The sequence below is a fragment of the Pseudomonas resinovorans NBRC 106553 genome (genome assembly GCF_000412695.1).
Taxonomy (GTDB): Bacteria; Pseudomonadota; Gammaproteobacteria; order Pseudomonadales; family Pseudomonadaceae; genus Metapseudomonas; species Metapseudomonas resinovorans_A.
In genome coordinates this window covers 4,722,639-4,739,588 of the sequence record NC_021499.1, presented here as the reverse complement: position 1 = coordinate 4,739,588, position 16,950 = coordinate 4,722,639, and the positions used below count along the sequence as shown (strand labels likewise).

Annotated in this window: 1 protein-coding gene; it reads right to left on the bottom strand. The window is 65.0% G+C overall.

The features are described from left to right. Window positions 1–61 precede the first annotated feature (61 nt). Window positions 62–16,771, bottom strand: coding sequence for a retention module-containing protein (locus tag PCA10_RS30460; RefSeq protein WP_016494162.1), 16,710 nt, complete (start codon window positions 16,769–16,771; stop codon window positions 62–64). Window positions 16,772–16,950: the final 179 nt, after the last annotated feature.

The window sequence follows — 16,950 nt, the reverse complement described above, 5'->3', positions numbered from 1 at the left end:
AGCATGAGGCCAGAATCCCCCTGTCCGCAACCGTTGCAGCGATTGCGGACAGGGGAAGCCATCAGCTGTGGTCGACCTTGATGGTCGGGTCGGCGCCGGCGATCAGGGAGTTGATGGAGGACCCGCTGAGCTGGTTGGCCGCGCCTTCCAGGGTGATGCTCAGGTCGGCGTGGCTGGCGGCGGCGCCGCCATCGTTGAGGTGGCCGTCCTTGCTCACCAGCAGGGTAGCGTTGCCGGTACCGGTATCGACGATCAGCTTGAGGAAGTTGTCGATGGTGGTGGTGGTCTCTCCTTGCAGCAGGTCGCTCAGGTCGATCTTGTCGCCTTCGCTCAGCTTGAAGTCCTTCACCACGTCCTGGGCCGGGTTGCCGGCGATGCCCGCATCTCCCGACTTCCAGACGAAGGTGTCGGCGCCGCCCTGGCCCCAGAGGATGTCGTTGCCCTGGCCGCCGATGAGGCTGTCCTTGCCTTCTCCACCGTAGAGAGTGTCGTTGCCCTTGCCACCGTCGAGGGTGTCATTGCCGGCGCCGCCCTGGAGGGTATCGGCCAGGTCGCTGCCCTTCAGCGAGTCGTTGCCGGTGGTGCCCTGCAGCGTGTGATCCGGATCGATCACCACGCTGAAGTCGGTGGAGGCCTTGTCGCCGGAGCCATCGGTGACGGTGGCGCCCAGGTTCAGGGTGGTGTTGGAGCTGGCGTCGGCGGTAACCGTCTTGGTGAAGCCCACGTTCACGCTGCCCACCGAGAAGTCGGTGCCTGAGTTGCTGGCTCGCAGATCGACGGTGCTGATACCACTGAGGTCCGAAAGGCTCAGCGTGGGCGAATTGTTGGCTCCGCTAACCTCGGTCCACTGCCCACCGTTGATCCGGTACTCCAGTCGCTCACCGCTTTGCAGGTCGACCGTGCCAATCTGGACGGAATTGACCAGCACCCCCGCAATCGCGGCGAAGGTGAGCGTCAGCACTTCGTTGCTGGTGCGGTAGTTGAGCTCGCGGTTCTCGCTGCCACTGCTGGTGCCCGGCGCGTCGATCCCCAGGCGGCTATTGCTCCAGTAGGGCGTACCGTTGCTGCCGCTCAGCGACACGGTGAAATTGCTGTTGTTGCTGTTCGCCACCGCAACGTTGTTGGACTGCGAGAAGGAGACCGCAGACGTACCGGTGGTGACCTTGGAACCCTGGTCCAGGGTGCCGACCATCTGCACCGAGTAGGTGCCCTTGGCGGCATCGCCAGTGACCTTGAACACCACGTCGTTGGTGCCTTGCTTGACGGCATCCAGGCTGCCATCGGCGTTGGCACGGTAGACCAGGGCCACGCCGCCGGAGGTCAGGGTGACGCTCTCCGCCACGCCGTTGAACAGCACGCTGCCCTTGACCGCCTGGCCGTTCAGCGAGGTGTCGTCGGTGGCGGTGATCTTCACCGAGGAGCCGCTGACATCGCGGCCCACGTCGATACCCAGGCTGGCGGTGGACTTGGTGCCCGGGTCGATGCTCAGCACCGTGGTCTGGGCGGCCTGCTCCACCAGCGGCGCGAAGGGCACGACCTTCTCGCCGTTGAGGGTCACGGTGACCTGGGAGGTGGCGGTGTCGCCGTCGCCGTCCTTCACCACGTAGGTGAATTTGAGGTTCTCGATCTGGTCGGCATCGAAGTTGTCGCGCGCGGTGCGGCTGACTTCGAAGCGATAGCGACCATCCGCCCAGCCAGTGAAGGTGCCGAACGCGTTGGTGATGGTGGAGGTGCCATCGGCGTTCTTGGTCGCGCCGGTCCACTCGATGGTGGCGTTGCTGCCCGCGACTACCACGCTGCCATCGGCACCGGTGGTGGTGTTGGTGGACACATCACCGCTGTTGAGCGGCAGGCCATCGGTGGATTTCACCACGGCGTACAGATCGAAGGCCGAGGAGGCGTTTTCCGTGGTGTAGATGGTGGTGACGACGTTGCCGGTCTTCGGATCGAGGAAGCCCTTGATCTCGAATTCGAAGGTGCGGTCGCCCACGGTGAACTGCTTGACCAGCGTGGAGTTGTCCAGGCGGATGATGTCGTCGTTCGCCGGGTCCTGGGTGTTGGACGCGTTGTTCGGGGTTTCCGTATGGCGCAGGTTGACGGTGTGCTCGATGGTGGTCGGCACGCCGTCGATCATGACGGTGAGCTTCACCTTCAGGCCCACGGTGTTCAGCACCGAGGCGTCACTGCTGATCGGGTAGTTGTTGTGGGTCAGGGTGCCGACCTTGAACTGGCTGTCGGGCAGGCTCGTGGCCGAGGTCCGGAAGGACTCGTTGTCCGCGAAGGTGTAGCCCGAGCCGCTGCTGCCGCCCCAGTTGATCTTGTCGATGTAGCTGTCGCTGTCCGTGTTGGTCTGGGTCAGGCCGGACGTGCCGCCGCCGGTGGAGGTCGGGTTGACGAAGCCTGCTTCCAGACCGGAGACGTTGATGCTGCTCACCGGGATGTCGATAGTGACGCCGCCCGGGGAGGCGGTCGGCACGTCGTCCTGGATCTGCACGGCCAGGGTGGTGGTCGACTGGTTGTTGTAGGCGTCGGTGACGCGTACGCCGACGTTCAGGTTGAGCACATCCGCGGACGTGGTATCCGGGTGGTCGACCGGTTTCAGCAGGTTGACCGAGTAGTTGCCCTGGTTGTCGATGGAAAGGGTCAGGACGTTCTCGCTGCCCGCCTTGCCGGTCAGGGTCTTGCCATCGGCGCTGAGGCTCCAGGTGATGGTGGTGCCGCCCGACTTCAGCGTGGTGCCGGTGGGCGCCACGAGGGTCACAGTGGTGGCCGAGTCGTGGCTGATGGTGACCTTGCCGCTGGCGACGTTGCTGGTGTCGGCGTCGCTGGCGCTCTTCAGGCCGGTCTCGGAAACCAGCGAGGAGGCGCCCGAAACCACCGGCGGGGAATCCGGCAGGTTGTTGACGTTGACGGTGATCAGCGCGGTGTCGCTCAGGCTGCCGTCGCTGGCTCTGACGGTCAGCACGTGCTGGGAGGCGGTCTCGTAGTCGAGGGTCTTGCCGGCGGCGATGCTGATAATGCCCGTGGCCGAGTCGATGACGAAGATGTTGCTGCCGTTGCCACCGGTGATGCTGTAGGTGATGGCCTGGTTATCCACATCCTTGTCGATGCCGGTGAAGCTGTCGTTGACGTCGAACACGAAGGTGTTGGCGGGCACGTTCTCGTTCAGGCTCACGCCGGCATCGACGATGTTCGGCGCGTCGTTCACCGCGTTGACGGTGATGGTGCCGGTGGCCGGGGTCGCGTCCGCCAGGCTGTTGTTGTCGGTGGCGGCGTAGTTGAAGGTGTAGCTGCCGTTCCAGTTGGCATTGGGCTTGAAGTAGATGGTGGCGCCGTTGTTCACGGCGTTGATCACACTGGCCAGGGTCAATGCGATGGTGGCGCCGGAATCGCTGTAGAAGCTACCGCCGGCCGGGATCGAGGTCAGCTTGAAGCTGGCCACGGTGCCATCCACGTCACTACCGCTGAGGTTGACCGCGATGATGTTGTCTTCGCTGCCGGTGGCGGTGGTGTTGCTGGTTTGCGGTGCGTCGTTCACCGGGGTCACGCCTATTGTGACCGAGCCGTTCACGGTGGCGGTGCCATCGTTGACGCTGTAGGTGAAGTTACCCACGACCTGGCCGGTGGTGTAGTCGGCCGGCGCGTTGTACTTCAGGCCTTGCAACTGGGCACTGGTCAGGGTCTGGCCATTGGTGACGGCGGTGCCGTTCGCCAGCAGGACCTGGCCGAGGCTCGGCAGGCCGGTGACGGTGATGGTCAGGGCGTTGCCGTCCACATCGGTCGGCGCGCTCAGGCCCAGGCTGGTGCCGATGCTTTCCTCGGCCACGGTGATGCTGTTGCTGCTGACCACCGGGAGGTCGTTCACCGGAGTGACGGTGATGTTCAGCGTCGAGCTGCTGCCGGTATTGGTGGTGTAGGTGACCTGCGGCACCGTGCCGTTCCAGTTGGCTACCGGGGTGAAGCTGTACTCGCCGTTGCTGCCGAGGGTGAAAGTACCCATGCCGGTGATGTTGGCGCTGGCGCCGGCGGTGAAGCTGCCGGGGATGCCGGCAATGCGGAAGCTGGCGACGCTGAGGGTGCTGTCCACATCGCGGTCGTTGTCGAGCACGTTGCCGGTGGCCGTGTTGTCTTCGGCAACCGACTTGGTGTCCGGCGCCAGTACGGACGGGTCGTCCACCGGAGTCACGCCGATGGTGACCGAACCGTTCACGGTCACAGTGCCGTCGTTGACGCTGTAGGTGAAGGAGCCCACCGGAGTGCCTGCGGTGTAGTCGGCCGGGGCGTTGTACTTCAGGCCTTGCAGCTGGGCACTGTTGAGGGTTTGGCCGTTGACCACCGGGTTGCCGTTGGCCAGGAGCACCTGGCCGATGGTCGGCAGGCCGGTGACGGTGATGGTCAGGCTGTCGCCGTCGGCATCGGTCGGGGCGCTCAGGCCGAGGCTGGTGCCCACGCTCTCTTCGGCCACGGTGATGCTGTTGCTGCTGACCACCGGTGCGTCGTTCACCGGAGTGACACCCAGGGTGATGGTGCCGGCGGTGCTTACCTTGCCGTCGCTGACGCTGTAGGTGAAGTTGCCAACGGTCTGGCTGGTGTTGTAGTCGGCCGGAGCGTTGTACTTCAGGCCCTGTAGCTGGGCGCTGGTCAGGATCTGGCCGTTGGTGACGGCGGTGCCGTTCGCCAGCAGGACCTGGCCGAGGGTCGGCAGGCCGGTGACGGTGATGGTCAGCGCGTCGCCATCCACGTCGGTGGGTGCCTGGATGTTCAGGCTGGTACCGACGCTTTCCTCTGCGACCGTCAGGCTGTGGCTGTCGGCGACCGGCGCATCGTTCACGGCGGTGACGTTCACCATGGCGGTGGCGGTATCGGTGCCGCCCTTGCCATCGCTGATGGTGTAGGTGAAGGAGGCCTGGCCATTGAAGTTCGCGGTCGGGGTGAACACCACCTTGCCGTTGACCAGGGCCACGGTGCCGTTCTGGGCGCCCTGGACGCTGATGATGCTGAGGGGGTCGCCGTCCGGGTCGGTGTCGTTGCCCAGCAGGGTGGCGGGTTCGATCTGCAGCGCAGTGTCTTCCACCGTGGTCAGGGCGCCGACGTTGTGGCTCAGGCTGTTGCCGCCCAGCACGCTGTAGGCGCCGCCTTCCGGACGCAGTTCCACCTTGAGCTGGGCGTGGCCGCCCTGATCCCAGTAGATGATCTCGATGTTGTGCTGGCCGCCCTGGGCGATGGTGAAGGTAGCCGACTCGCGAGTGGTGCTGCTCTGGTTGCCGCTGAACTCGGCCACCACCACGCCATCGATGCGGATGCTGTAGCCGTCGTCCGCGGTCACCTTGAACTGGTAGGTGCCGGCGGCGAGGCTGACATTGCCGGTGAGCTGGATGATGGCATCCGAGCTGTTGACCGGGTCGCGGTTCAGGGACGAAGCGTCGCCGCCAAGGAACTGCTGCAGTTGCTGGTCGTTGCCCAGGTTGCTGCTCACACCATTGCCATAGTTGAGGCTGGTGGCGGTGAAGGTGGCGTTGGCGCCGTGGCTGTCGATGAAGTTCTTGACCTGGGCGACGTTGGACAGGTTGGTACCGTCCGGGCCTTCGTTGTAGGCGTAGTAGTTGCCTTTAAGGCCGCTGAGCAGCGCCTGGTCGTCGCGGGCGTCCGGCGCATCGTTCACCGGGGTCACCGTGATGTTCAGCGTCGAGCTGCTACCGGTGTTGGTGGTGTAGGTGACCTGCGGCACCGCGCCGTTCCAGTTGGCTGCCGGGGTGAAGCTGTATTCGCCGTTGCTGCCGAGGGTGAAGGTGCCCACGCCGGCGATGTTGGCGTTGGCGCCAGCGGCGAAGCTGCCGGTGACGCCAGTGATGCTGAAGGTGGCGACACTGAGGGTGCTATCCACATCGTGGTCGTTGTCGAGCACGTTGCCGGTGGCGGTGTTGTCTTCGGCAACCGACTTGGTGTCCGGCGTCAGTACGGACGGGTCGTCCACTGGCGTCACGCCGATGGTGACGGTGACCGGGTTGGACTCGACACCCGCCTTGTCCTTGATGGTGTAGGTGAAGGAATCGCCGGTGGTCTCGCTGCCGTTGTGCTGGTAGCTGACGGTGCCGTTGGCGTTGACGACCAGGCTGCCGTTGGCCGGGTTCGACTTGATCACGATGCTGGCGAGGTCCAGGCCGTCGTCGATATCGCGGTCGTTGTCGGCAACGTTGATTACCACGCTGCCGCCTTCGGCGACGGTGGCGCTGTCGGCCAGGGCGACCGGTGCGTCGTTCACCGGGGTCACCGTGATGTTCAGCGTCGAGCTGCTACCGGTGTTGGTGGTGTAGGTGACCTGCGGCACCGCGCCGTTCCAGTTGGCCACCGGGGTGAAGCTGTATTCGCCGTTGCTGCCGAGGGTGAAGGTGCCCACGCCGGCGATGTTGGCGCTGGCGCCAGCGGCGAAGCTGCCGGCGACGCCGGCGATGCTGAAGGTGGAGACACTGAGGGTGTTATCCACATCGTGGTCGTTGTCGAGCACGTTGCCGGTGGCCATGTTGTCTTCGGCAACCGACTTGGTGTCCGGCGTCAGTACGGACGGGTCGTCCACTGGCGTCACGCCGATGGTGACGGTGACCGGATTGGACTCGACACCCGCCTTGTCCTTGATGGTGTAGGTGAAGGAATCGCCGGTGGTTTCGCTGCCGTTGTGCTGGTAGCTGACGGTGCCGTTGGCGTTGATGACCAGGCTGCCGTTGGTCGGGTTCGACTTGATCACGATGCTGGCGAGGTCGAGGCCGTCGTCGATATCGTGGTCGTTGTCGGCAACGTTGATTACCACGCTGCCGCCTTCGGCGACGGTGGTGCTGTCGGCCAGGGCGACCGGTGCGTCGTTGACCGCATCGACGGTCAGGGTGGCGGTAGCCGGTGTCGTGTCTTCCAGGCCCTGGTTATCCACAGCGGCATATTTGAAGGTGTCGTCGCCGTTCCAGTTGGCATTCGGCACGAAGGTGACAGTGGCACCGTTGCCGGTGGCCGGAACGATGGCGCCGGCGATCAGGGCGGCGCCATTGAACAGCAGGGTGCCGTTGGCCGGCAGCTCCTTGATGATGAAGTGCTGGACGGTGCCGTCCACGTCCGAGCCGCTGAGGGCGACCGGAATACCCGGGGCGTCCTCGTTGCCGGTAGCGCTGGCAGCGTTGGTTTCCGGTGCATCGTTGACCGGGCTGACGTCAGCGAAGCTGAGCTCGGCGGTATCGGTGGCGGTGCCATCGCTGAGGGTGTAGGTCGCGGTGGGCACCGGGCCGTTGTAGTTGGTGGCCGGGGTGAAGGTGAAGCTGCCATCGGCACGGATTACCAGGCTGCCGACACCGTTGATGGTGGCGGTTTCGCCGGCCAGGTAGTCGCTGCCACCGAAGCTGAAGCCGGTGACGCTGAGGTCATCGTGATCCGGGTCGCTGTCGTTGGTCAGCACATTGCCGTTGGCCGGGGTGTCTTCGGTGACCGGGACCGGGCCATCGTTGACGGCGATCGGCGCATCGTTGACCGGCGCTACATTGCCGAAGCTGAGCTCGGCGGTATCGGTGGCGGTGCCATCGCTGAGGGTGTAGGTCGCGGAGGGCACCGGGCCGTTGTAGTTGGCGGCCGGGGTGAAGGTGAAGCTGCCGTCGGCACGGATTACCAGGCTGCCGACACCGTTGATGGTGGCGGTTTCGCCGGCCAGGTAGTCGCTGCCGCCGAAGCTGAAGCCGGTGACGCTGAGGTCATCGTGATCCGGATCGCTGTCGTTGGTCAGCACATTGCCGTTGGCCGGGGTGTCTTCGGTGACCGCAACCGGGCCATCGTTGACGGCGATCGGTGCGTCGTTGACCGGGCTGACGTCAGCGAAGCTCAGCTCGGCGGTGTCACTGAGGCTGCCATCGGAAACGGTGTAGGTCGCGGACGGTACCGGGCCGTTGTAGTTCGCGGCCGGGGTGAAGGTGAAGCTGCCGTCGGCACGGATTACCAGGCTGCCGACACCGCTGATGGTGGCGGTTTCGCCGGCCAGGTAGTCGCTGCCGCCGAAGCTGAAGCCGGTGACGCTGAGGTCGTCGTTTTCCGGATCGCTGTCGTTGGTCAGCACAAAGCCGTTGGCCGGGGTGTCTTCGGTGATCGGGACCGGGCCATCGTTGACGGCGATCGGCGCATCGTTGACCGGCGCTACATTGCCGAAGCTGAGCTCGGCGGTGTCACTGAGGCTGCCATCGGAAACGGTGTAGGTCGCGGACGGCACCGGGCCGTTGTAGTTCGCGGCCGGGGTGAAGGTGAAGCTGCCGTCGGCACGGATTACCAGGCTGCCGACACCGTTGATGGTGGCGGTTTCGCCGGCCAGGTAGTCGCTGCCGCCGAAGCTGAAGCCGGTGACGCTGAGGTCATCGTGATCCGGGTCGCTGTCGTTGGTCAGCACATTGCCGTTGGCCGGGGTGTCTTCGGTGACCGCAACCGGGCCATCGTTGACGGCGATCGGTGCGTCGTTGACCGGGCTGACGTCAGCGAAGCTCAGCTCGGCAGTATCGGTGGCGGTGCCATCGCTGACGGTGTAGGTCGCGGACGGTACCGGGCCGTTGTAGTTCGCGGCCGGGGTGAAGGTGAAGCTGCCGTCGGCACGGATTACCAGGCTGCCGACACCGCTGATGGTGGCGGTCTGGCCTGCCAGGTAGTCGCTGCCGCCGAAGCTGAAGCCGGTGACGGTCAGCGGGTTGTTTTCCGGGTCGCTGTCGTTGGTCAGCACATTGCCGCTGGCCGGGGTGCCTTCGGTGACCGCAACCGGGCCATCGTTGACGGCGATCGGCGCATCGTTGACGGCGGTGACGGTGATGGTGCCAGTGGCCGGTGTGCTGTCCGCCAGGCCCAGGTTATCCACCGCGGTGTACTGGAAGGTGGTGGTGCCGTTCCAGTTGGCATTCGGCACGAAGGTGATGTTCGCGCCATTGCCGCTGGCCGGAACGAGTGAGCCAACGCCCAGGGCGACACCGTTGAGCATCAGTGTGCCGTTGGCCGGCAGGGACTTGATGACGAAGTGGTCGACGCTGCCGTCGATATCCGAACCACTGAGGTTGACGGAGATCGGATTGTCTTCGTTGCCGACGCCGCCGCCGATGTTGGTTTGCGGCGCATCGTTCACCGGGCTGATGTTCAGGGTGACGGTGTCGGTGTCGCTCAGGCTGCCATCGGAGGTGTGGATGGTCAGGGTGTCCTGGCCGTTGTAGTTGGCGGCCGGGGTGTACTTCAGGCCTTGCAGGGCGGCGTTGATGGCGGCCTGGCTGCCGGACAGGGTGATGCTGCCGGTGCCATTGCCGCTGAAGGTCACGCCACCGGCCAGCGGGCCGAGGTTGATCACGCCGTGCTGGACATTGAGGGTGACGCTCAGGTTGCCGCTGTCGATATCGCTGACGCTGACGCTGTTGCCGCCGATCAGGCTGAAGACCTTGCTGCCGTCTTCGGCCAGGGTCTGGGCGCCGGGCACGGCGTTGACGGGTGCGTCGTTGACCGGGGTGATCTCGAACTTGAGGGTGGCGGTGTCGGTGAGCGAGCCGTCGCTCAGGGTGTAGGTGACGGACGGCACCGGGCCGTTGTAGTTGGCCGCCGGGACGAAGGTGAAGTTGCCGTTGGCGAGGATGGTCAGCTTGCCGATGCCCAGGTCCAGGGTGCTACCGGCGTTGGCGCTGATGAAAGGCAGGCCGGTGACGTGGAACTTGGTGACGGTCAGGGTGCTGCTGTCGACGTCGGTGTCGTTGGTCAGCACGTTGCCGGTGGCGATGCTGTCTTCGTTCAGGGTGACCGTGTCGTTCACGCCGACCGGACGGTCGTTGACCGGGGCCACATTGATGGTGGCGGTGGCGCTGCTGGAGGTGGCGCCGTTGTTGTCGACGGCGCTGTACTCGAAGGTGGTGCTGCCGTTCCAGTCCTTGGCGGGGACGAAGTAGACGGGGCCGTTCACCTGGTCGCCGATCTGCAGGGCGGTGCCGCCATTGGCGCTGGAGTAGAGGGTGCCGTGGTCGGGCAGCGAGCCGATGGTGAAGCCGGTGACGGTGCCATCGACATCGCTGCCGGACAGGTTCACCTGGATGCGCGCGGGCTGGTCTTCGTTGCCGGACGCGGCCACGGCGTTGGCCACCGGCGCGTCATTGGTGCCGGTGAGGGTGATGGTCAGCTGGGTGGTGGTGGACGCACCGTGCTCATCGGTGACGATAACCGGAACCGTGATGACCAGTTCTTCGCCGGCCGACAGGTAGTCGTAGGACGGATCCTGGGCGTCGAAGGTCCAGCCGCCGTTGCTGTCGAGGGCGAAGCCGGCCGGGGCGTCGTCAGCCAGGCTGAAGCCCAGGATCGCGCCATCGTCCACGTCACTGGCCGGGATCTGGCCGGTGAGCGGGGCATCGCCTTCATCGGCGGCGGCGCTGGTAGCGGTGGCCACCGGCGCGTCGTTCACCCCGGTGACCTTGATGGTCAGCGTGCTGTTGCTGGACAGCTTGCCGTCGCTGACGGTGAAGGGAACGCTGATGGTCAGCGTCGCGCCGTCGGCCAGGTGCTGGTAGGCGGCGTTGCTCGGGTCCAGGGTCCAGGTGCCGTTCGAATTGAGGTTGAAACCGGCCGGGGCAGAGCCTGGCAGGCTGAAGCTCAGGGTGTCGCCATCCACATCGGTGGCGGCGAGCTTGCCGCCGATGCTCGGGGCGTCCTCGAAGGTGCTTTCGCTGGTGGGCGCGGTCACCGGACGGTCGTTCACCGGGGTGATGTTCAGGGTGACGGTGTCGGTGTCGCTCAGGCTGCCATCGGAGGTGTGGATGGTCAGGGTGTCCTGGCCGTTGTAGTTGGCGGCCGGAACATACCGCAGGCCTTGCAGGGCGGCGTTGATGGCGGCCTGGGAGCCGGACAGGGTGATGCTGCCTGTGCCATTGCCGCTGAAGGTCACGCCACCGGCCAGCGGGCCGAGGCTGATCACGCCGTGCTGGACATTGAGGGTGACGCTCAGGTTGCCGCTGTCGATATCGCTGACGCTGACGCTGTTGCCGCCGATCAGGCTGAAGACCTTGCTGCCGTCTTCGGCCAGGGTCTGGGCGCCGGGCACGGCGTTGACGGGTGCGTCGTTGACCGGGGTGATCTCGAACTTGAGGGTGGCGGTGTCGGTGAGCGAGCCGTCGCTCAGGGTGTAGGTGACGGACGGCACCGGGCCGTTGTAGTTGGCCGCCGGGACGAAGGTGAAGTTGCCGTTGGCGAGGATGGTCAGCTTGCCGATGCCCAGGTCCAGGGTGCTACCGGCATTGGCGCTGATGAAGGGCAGGCCGGTGACGTGGAACTTGGTGACGGTCAGGGTGCTGCTGTCGACGTCGGTGTCGTTGGTCAGCACGTTGCCGGTGGCGATGCTGTCTTCGTTCAGGGTGACCGTGTCGTTCACGCCGACCGGACGGTCGTTGACCGGGGCGACGTTGATGGTGGCGGTGGCGGTGCTGGTCGAGACGGCACCGTTGTTGTCCACGGCGCTGTATTCGAAGGTGGTGCTGCCGTTCCAGTCCTTGGCGGGGACGAAGTAGACGGGGCCGTTCACCTGGTCGCCGATCTGCAGGGCGGTGCCGCCATTGGCGCTGGAGTAGAGGGTGCCGTGGTCGGGCAGCGAGCCGATGGTGAAGCCGGTGACGGTGCCGTCGACATCGCTGCCGGACAGGTTGACCTGGATGCGTGCGGGCTGGTCTTCGTTGCCGGACGCGGCCACGGCGTTGGCCACCGGCGCGTCGTTGGTGCCGGTGACGGTGATGGTCAGGGTGCTGTCGGCGGTGGCGCCGTGCTCGTCGGTGACGGTGACCGGCACGCTGATGACCAGCGGCTCGTCGACGCTGAGGTAGTCGTAGGCACTGTCGTTGGCATCGAAGCTCCAGGTGCCGTCGCTGTTCAGGGTCAGGCCCGGAACGGTGTCGGTCGTGCTGAAGCTGAGGACCGCGCCATCATCCACGTCGGTGGCCGGGATCTGGCCGGTGATGATGCCGTTGCCCTCGGTGGCGTCCGCCGTGCTGGCGGTGATCTCCGGCCGGTCGTTGACGCCGGTGACGGTGATGGTCAGGACGCTGTTGCTGGAGAGCGTGCCGTCAGTGGCGGTGAAGTTGATGGTGAGCGTGGTCGACACGCCGTCGGCCAGGTGTTGATAGGCCGCGTTGCTCGGGTCCAGGGTCCAGGTGCCGTCAGCGTTCAGGCTGAAACCGCCCGGAGCGTTGCCAATGACGCTGAAGCTGAGAGTATCGCCATCCACATCGGTGGCGGCGAGCTTGCCGCCGATGCTCGGGGCGTCTTCGAAGGTGCTTTCGCTGGTGGGCGAGGCCACCGGGCGGTCGTTCACCGGGGTGATGTTCAGGGTGACGGTATCGGTGTCGCTCAGGCTGCCATCGGAGGTGTGGATGGTCAGGGTGTCCTGGCCGTTGTAGTTGGCGGCCGGGGTGTACTTCAGACCCTGCAGGGCTGCGCTGATGGCGGCCTGGGAGCCGGACAGGGTGATGGTGCCTGTGCCGTTGCCGCTGAAGGTCACACCGCCTTTCAGCGGGCCGAGGGTGAGCACACCGTGCTGGACGTTGAGGGTGGTGGTCAGGTTGTCGCCATCGATATCGCCGACGGCAACGCTGTTGCCGCTGATGAGGCTGAAGGTCTTGCTGCCGTCTTCGGCCAGGGTCTGGGCTCCCGGTACGGCGTTCACCGGGGCGTCGTTGACCGGGTTGATCTCGAACTTGAGGGCGGCGGTGCTGGTAAGGCTGCCATCGCTCAGGGTGTAGGTGATGGAGGGCACCGGGCCGTTGTAGTTCTTGCCGGGAACGAAGGTGAAGTCGCCATTGGCCTGGATGGTCAGCTTGCCCACAGGGCCCAGGTCCAGGGTGCCGCCGGCGTTGACGCTGGTGAAAGCCAGATTGCCGACCTGGAACCTGGTGACGGTAAGGGTGCTGCTGTCGACGTCAGTGTCGTTGGCCAGCACGTTGCCGGTGGTCAGGGTGTCTTCGTTCAGGGTGACGCTGTCGTTGGCGCCGACCGGGCGGTCGTTGCTGCCATTGATGGTGACCGTGACGCTGGTCTTGGTGCCGTCGGCGGCGAAGACATCGAAGGACTCGGTCAGCTTGTCGTCGACGTTCAGTTCGTTGAAGGCGGAGTTGGCGACGAAGGTCCAGGCGCCGGCAGCGTTGATGCTGAAGGTGCCATAGGTGCCAGCGGTACCGGGCTGGGCAACGAAGGTCGCCGGGTTGTCCACATCGCTGATGGTCAGGGTGCCACTGGTGGTCAGCGGGGCGTTGGTTTCGGTCAGCTGCACAGTGGCGCTGCTGAGGACGGCCGCGTCATTGCTGCCATTGATGGTGACGGTAACGCTGGAGGTGGTGCCGTCGGCACTGGTGACCACGAAGGTATCGGTCAGGGAGTCAGTGGTATTCAGCTCGTTGAAGGCGGAGTTGGCGGTGTAGGTCCAATTGCCGGCTGCATCGATGCTGAAGCTGCCGTATTGGCCGGCAGTGTTGCTCTGGGCCACGAAGCTGGCCGGGCTGTCCACATCGCTGACGGTCAGGGTGCCGCCGGTGGTCAGCGGCTCGTTGGTTTCGGTAAGGGCAACGGTAGCGCTGCTCAATACGGCGGCATCGTTGCTGCCATTGATGGTGACGGTGACGCTGGTTTTGGTGCCGTCGGCGCTGACGACTTCAAAGGTGTCAGTGCGGGAATCGCCGACATTCAGCTCGTTGAAGGCGGAGTTGGCGGTGTAGGTCCAGTTGCCGGCCGCATCAATGGAGAAGGAGCCGTAGGTGCCAGCGGTGCCGTTCTGGGCAACGAAGGTTTCCGGGCTGTCCACATCGCTGACGGTCAGGGTGCCGCCGGTGGTCAGCGGCTCGTTGGTTTCGGTAAGGGCAACGGTGGCGCTGCTCAATACGGCGGCATCGTTGCTGCCGTTGATGGTGACGGTGACGCTGGTTTTGGTGCCGTCGGCGCTGACCACCTCGAAGGTGTCAGTGCGGGAATCGCCGACATTCAGCTCGTTGAAAGCGGAATTGGCGGTGTAGGTCCAGTTGCCGGCCGCGTCGATGCTGAAACTGCCGTATTGGCCAGCGGTTTTGGCCTGGGCCACGAAGGTGGCCGGGCTGTCCACATCGCTGATGCTCAGGGCGCCGCCGGTGGTCAGCGGGGCGTCGGTTTCGGTCAGCTGGACCGAGGCGCTGCTGAGAACAGCGGCATCGTTGCTGCCATTGATTGTCACGGTGACGCTGCTGGTGGTGCCGTCGGCACTGGTCACGACGAAGGTGTCGGTGCGCGAGTCGCCAACATTCAATTCGTTGAAGGCGGAATTGGCGGTGTAGGTCCAGTTGCCGGCCGCGTCGATGCTGAAGCTGCCGTACTGGCCGGTGGTGCCGCTCTGGGCAACGAAGGTTGCCGGGCTATCCACATCGCTGATGGACAGGGTACCGCCGGTGGTCAGCGGTTCATTGGTTTCGGTCAGCTGCACATTGGCGCTGCTGAGGACAGCGGCGTCGTTGGTGCCGTTGATGGTGACGGTGACGCTGGTGGTGGTGCCATCGGCGCTGGTGACCACAAAGGACTCGGTCAGCGAGTCGCCGGTGTTCAGCTCGTTGAAGGCGGAGTTGGCGGTGTAGGTCCAGTTACCGGCTGCGTCGATGCTGAAGCTGCCGTACTGGCCGGCGGTGTTGCTCTGGGCCACGAAGGTGGCCGGGCTGTCGACATCGCTGATGGACAGGGTGCCACCAGTGGTCAGCGGTTCATTGGTTTCGGTCAGCTGCACATTGGCGTTGCTGAGGACGGCCGCGTCGTTGGTGCCGTTGATGGTGACGGTGACGCTGGTGGTGGTGCCATCAGCGCTGGTGACCACAAAGGACTCGGTCAGCGAGTCGCCGGTGTTCAGCTCGTTGAAGGCGGAGTTGGCGGTGTAGGTCCAGTTGCCGTTGGCGTCGATGCTGAAGCTGCCGTACTGGCCGGCGGTGTTGCTCTGGGCCACGAAGGTGGCTGGGCTGTCCACATCGCTGATGGTCAGGGCGCCGCCGGTGGTCAGCGGGGCGTCGGTCTCGGTCAACTGGACCGAGGCGCTGCCGAGAACAGCCGCATCGTTGCTGCCATTGATGGTGACGGTGACGCTGCTGGTAGTGCCATCAGCGCTGGTGACCACGAAGGTGTCGGTCAGGGAGTCGCCGGTATTCAGCTCGTTGAAGGCGGAGTTGGCGGTGTAGGTCCAGTTGCCGGCTGCGTCGATGCTGAAGCTGCCGTACTGGCCGGCGACATTGTTTTGCACCTGGAAGGTGGCCGGGCTATCCACATCGCTGATGGTCAGGGCGCCGCCGGTGGTCAGCGGGGCGTCGGTCTCGGTCAACTGGACCGAGGCGCTGCTGAGAACAGCAGCATCGTTGCTGCCATTGATGGTGACGGTGACGCTGGTGGTGGTGCCATCGGCGCTGGTGACCACGAAGGTGTCGGTCAGCGAGTCGCCGGTGTTCAGTTCGTTGAAGGCGGAGTTGGCGACGAAGGTCCAGTTACCGGCGGCATCGATGCTGAAGCTGCCGTACTGGCCGGCGGTGCTGCTCTGGGCCACGAAGGTGGCCGGGCTGTCCACATCGCTGATGGTCAGGGTGCCGCCAGTGGTCAGCGGGGCGTCGGTCTCGGTCAGCTGGACCGAGGCGCTGCTGAGAACAGCCGCATCGTTGCTGCCATTGATGGTGACGGTGACGCTGGTGGTGGTGCCATCGGCGCTGGTGACCACGAAGGTGTCGGTCAGCGAGTCGCCGGTGTTCAGTTCGTTGAAGGCGGAGTTGGCGACGAAGGTCCAGTTACCGGCGGCATCGATGCTGAAGCTGCCGTACTGGCCGGCGGTGTTGCTCTGGGCCACGAAGGTGGGCGGGCTGTCCACATCGCTGATGGTCAGGGCGCCGCCGGTGGTCAGCGGGGCGTCGGTCTCGCTGAGCTGGACATTGTCGCTGCCGAGGGTCGCCGCATCGTTAACCGGGTTCACGCCGATGGTGATGGTGATGGTATCGGTGCCGCCCTTGCCGTCGTCGACTATGGCCGTGAAGCTATCGCTGCCGTTGAAGTCGCCATTGGGGGTGTAGGTGTAGGAACCGTCCGGGTTGATCACCACCGTGCCGTTGCGTGGGCCGTCGCCCAGGCTGTAGTTCAGCGGGTCGCCATTCGGGTCGGTCGCGCCCAGTTGGCCGCTTACCGGGGTGTCTTCGTCTGTGGTGATGCTGGTGTCCTGCCCCTGGGGCGCGCTGTTCTGCGGCGTCGGGGTGGGCTGTGTCTGAATGGCGTCATTCAGCGGCGTGGTCAGCTCTTCTTCCTGCGGTTCGGCGGCCGGGGCAAAGGTGCCGGTGGTGAAACCGATGGACGGATCGACGCTACCGGCGGTGGCATCCAGCATCACGAAGCTGTGACCGCCGCCTGCGGCACCACCGCCTGCGCCACCGGCGCTCGGGCCGGCCGCGGTGGCTTCGAGTTCCCGGGTCGGGTCGACGCCGGCCTGGATCGCCTGCTGCAGCTGCGCCACGTCATCGGCGGGAGTCGGGGATGCTGACTGGGCTGCCTGGGTATCGACGGCAGCAACCGTGTCGGTTTCGCTCCATTGGCTGTCGCGGCCGAGATCGATGGTACGGCCGTCGGCCAGATCCAGGCTCACCATGCCTTCATTGCCAGTCAGCAGTTGGTCGCCCTTGAAGAGTCTGTCGCCTTCGACCAGCAACCGCCGGAAGCCCTCCGGCGACATCGCGTAGACCTGACCAACAATGCTTTTGACGATGGCAATAACACTGCTCATTGGGCGACTCTCCTGAAGTTGACTCTCAGCTGGCTTGTCGTCGCTGGGGCCGTGATGGTGACGACCAAGCGCAGGACTGACATTCCCTTCTATTATTAAGACATGGCGTAACCCTGACGCCAATAAATTGGCTTATTCTCTTTGGCTATTGAGGATATGCCAAAGTATTGACCAATTGG

What these genes read in the sequence shown, in the direction of transcription:
- PCA10_RS30460 (WP_016494162.1), bottom strand. Translation starts at nt 16,771, where the DNA reads ATGAGCAGTGTTATTGCCATCGTCAAAAGCATTGTTGGTCAGGTCTAC.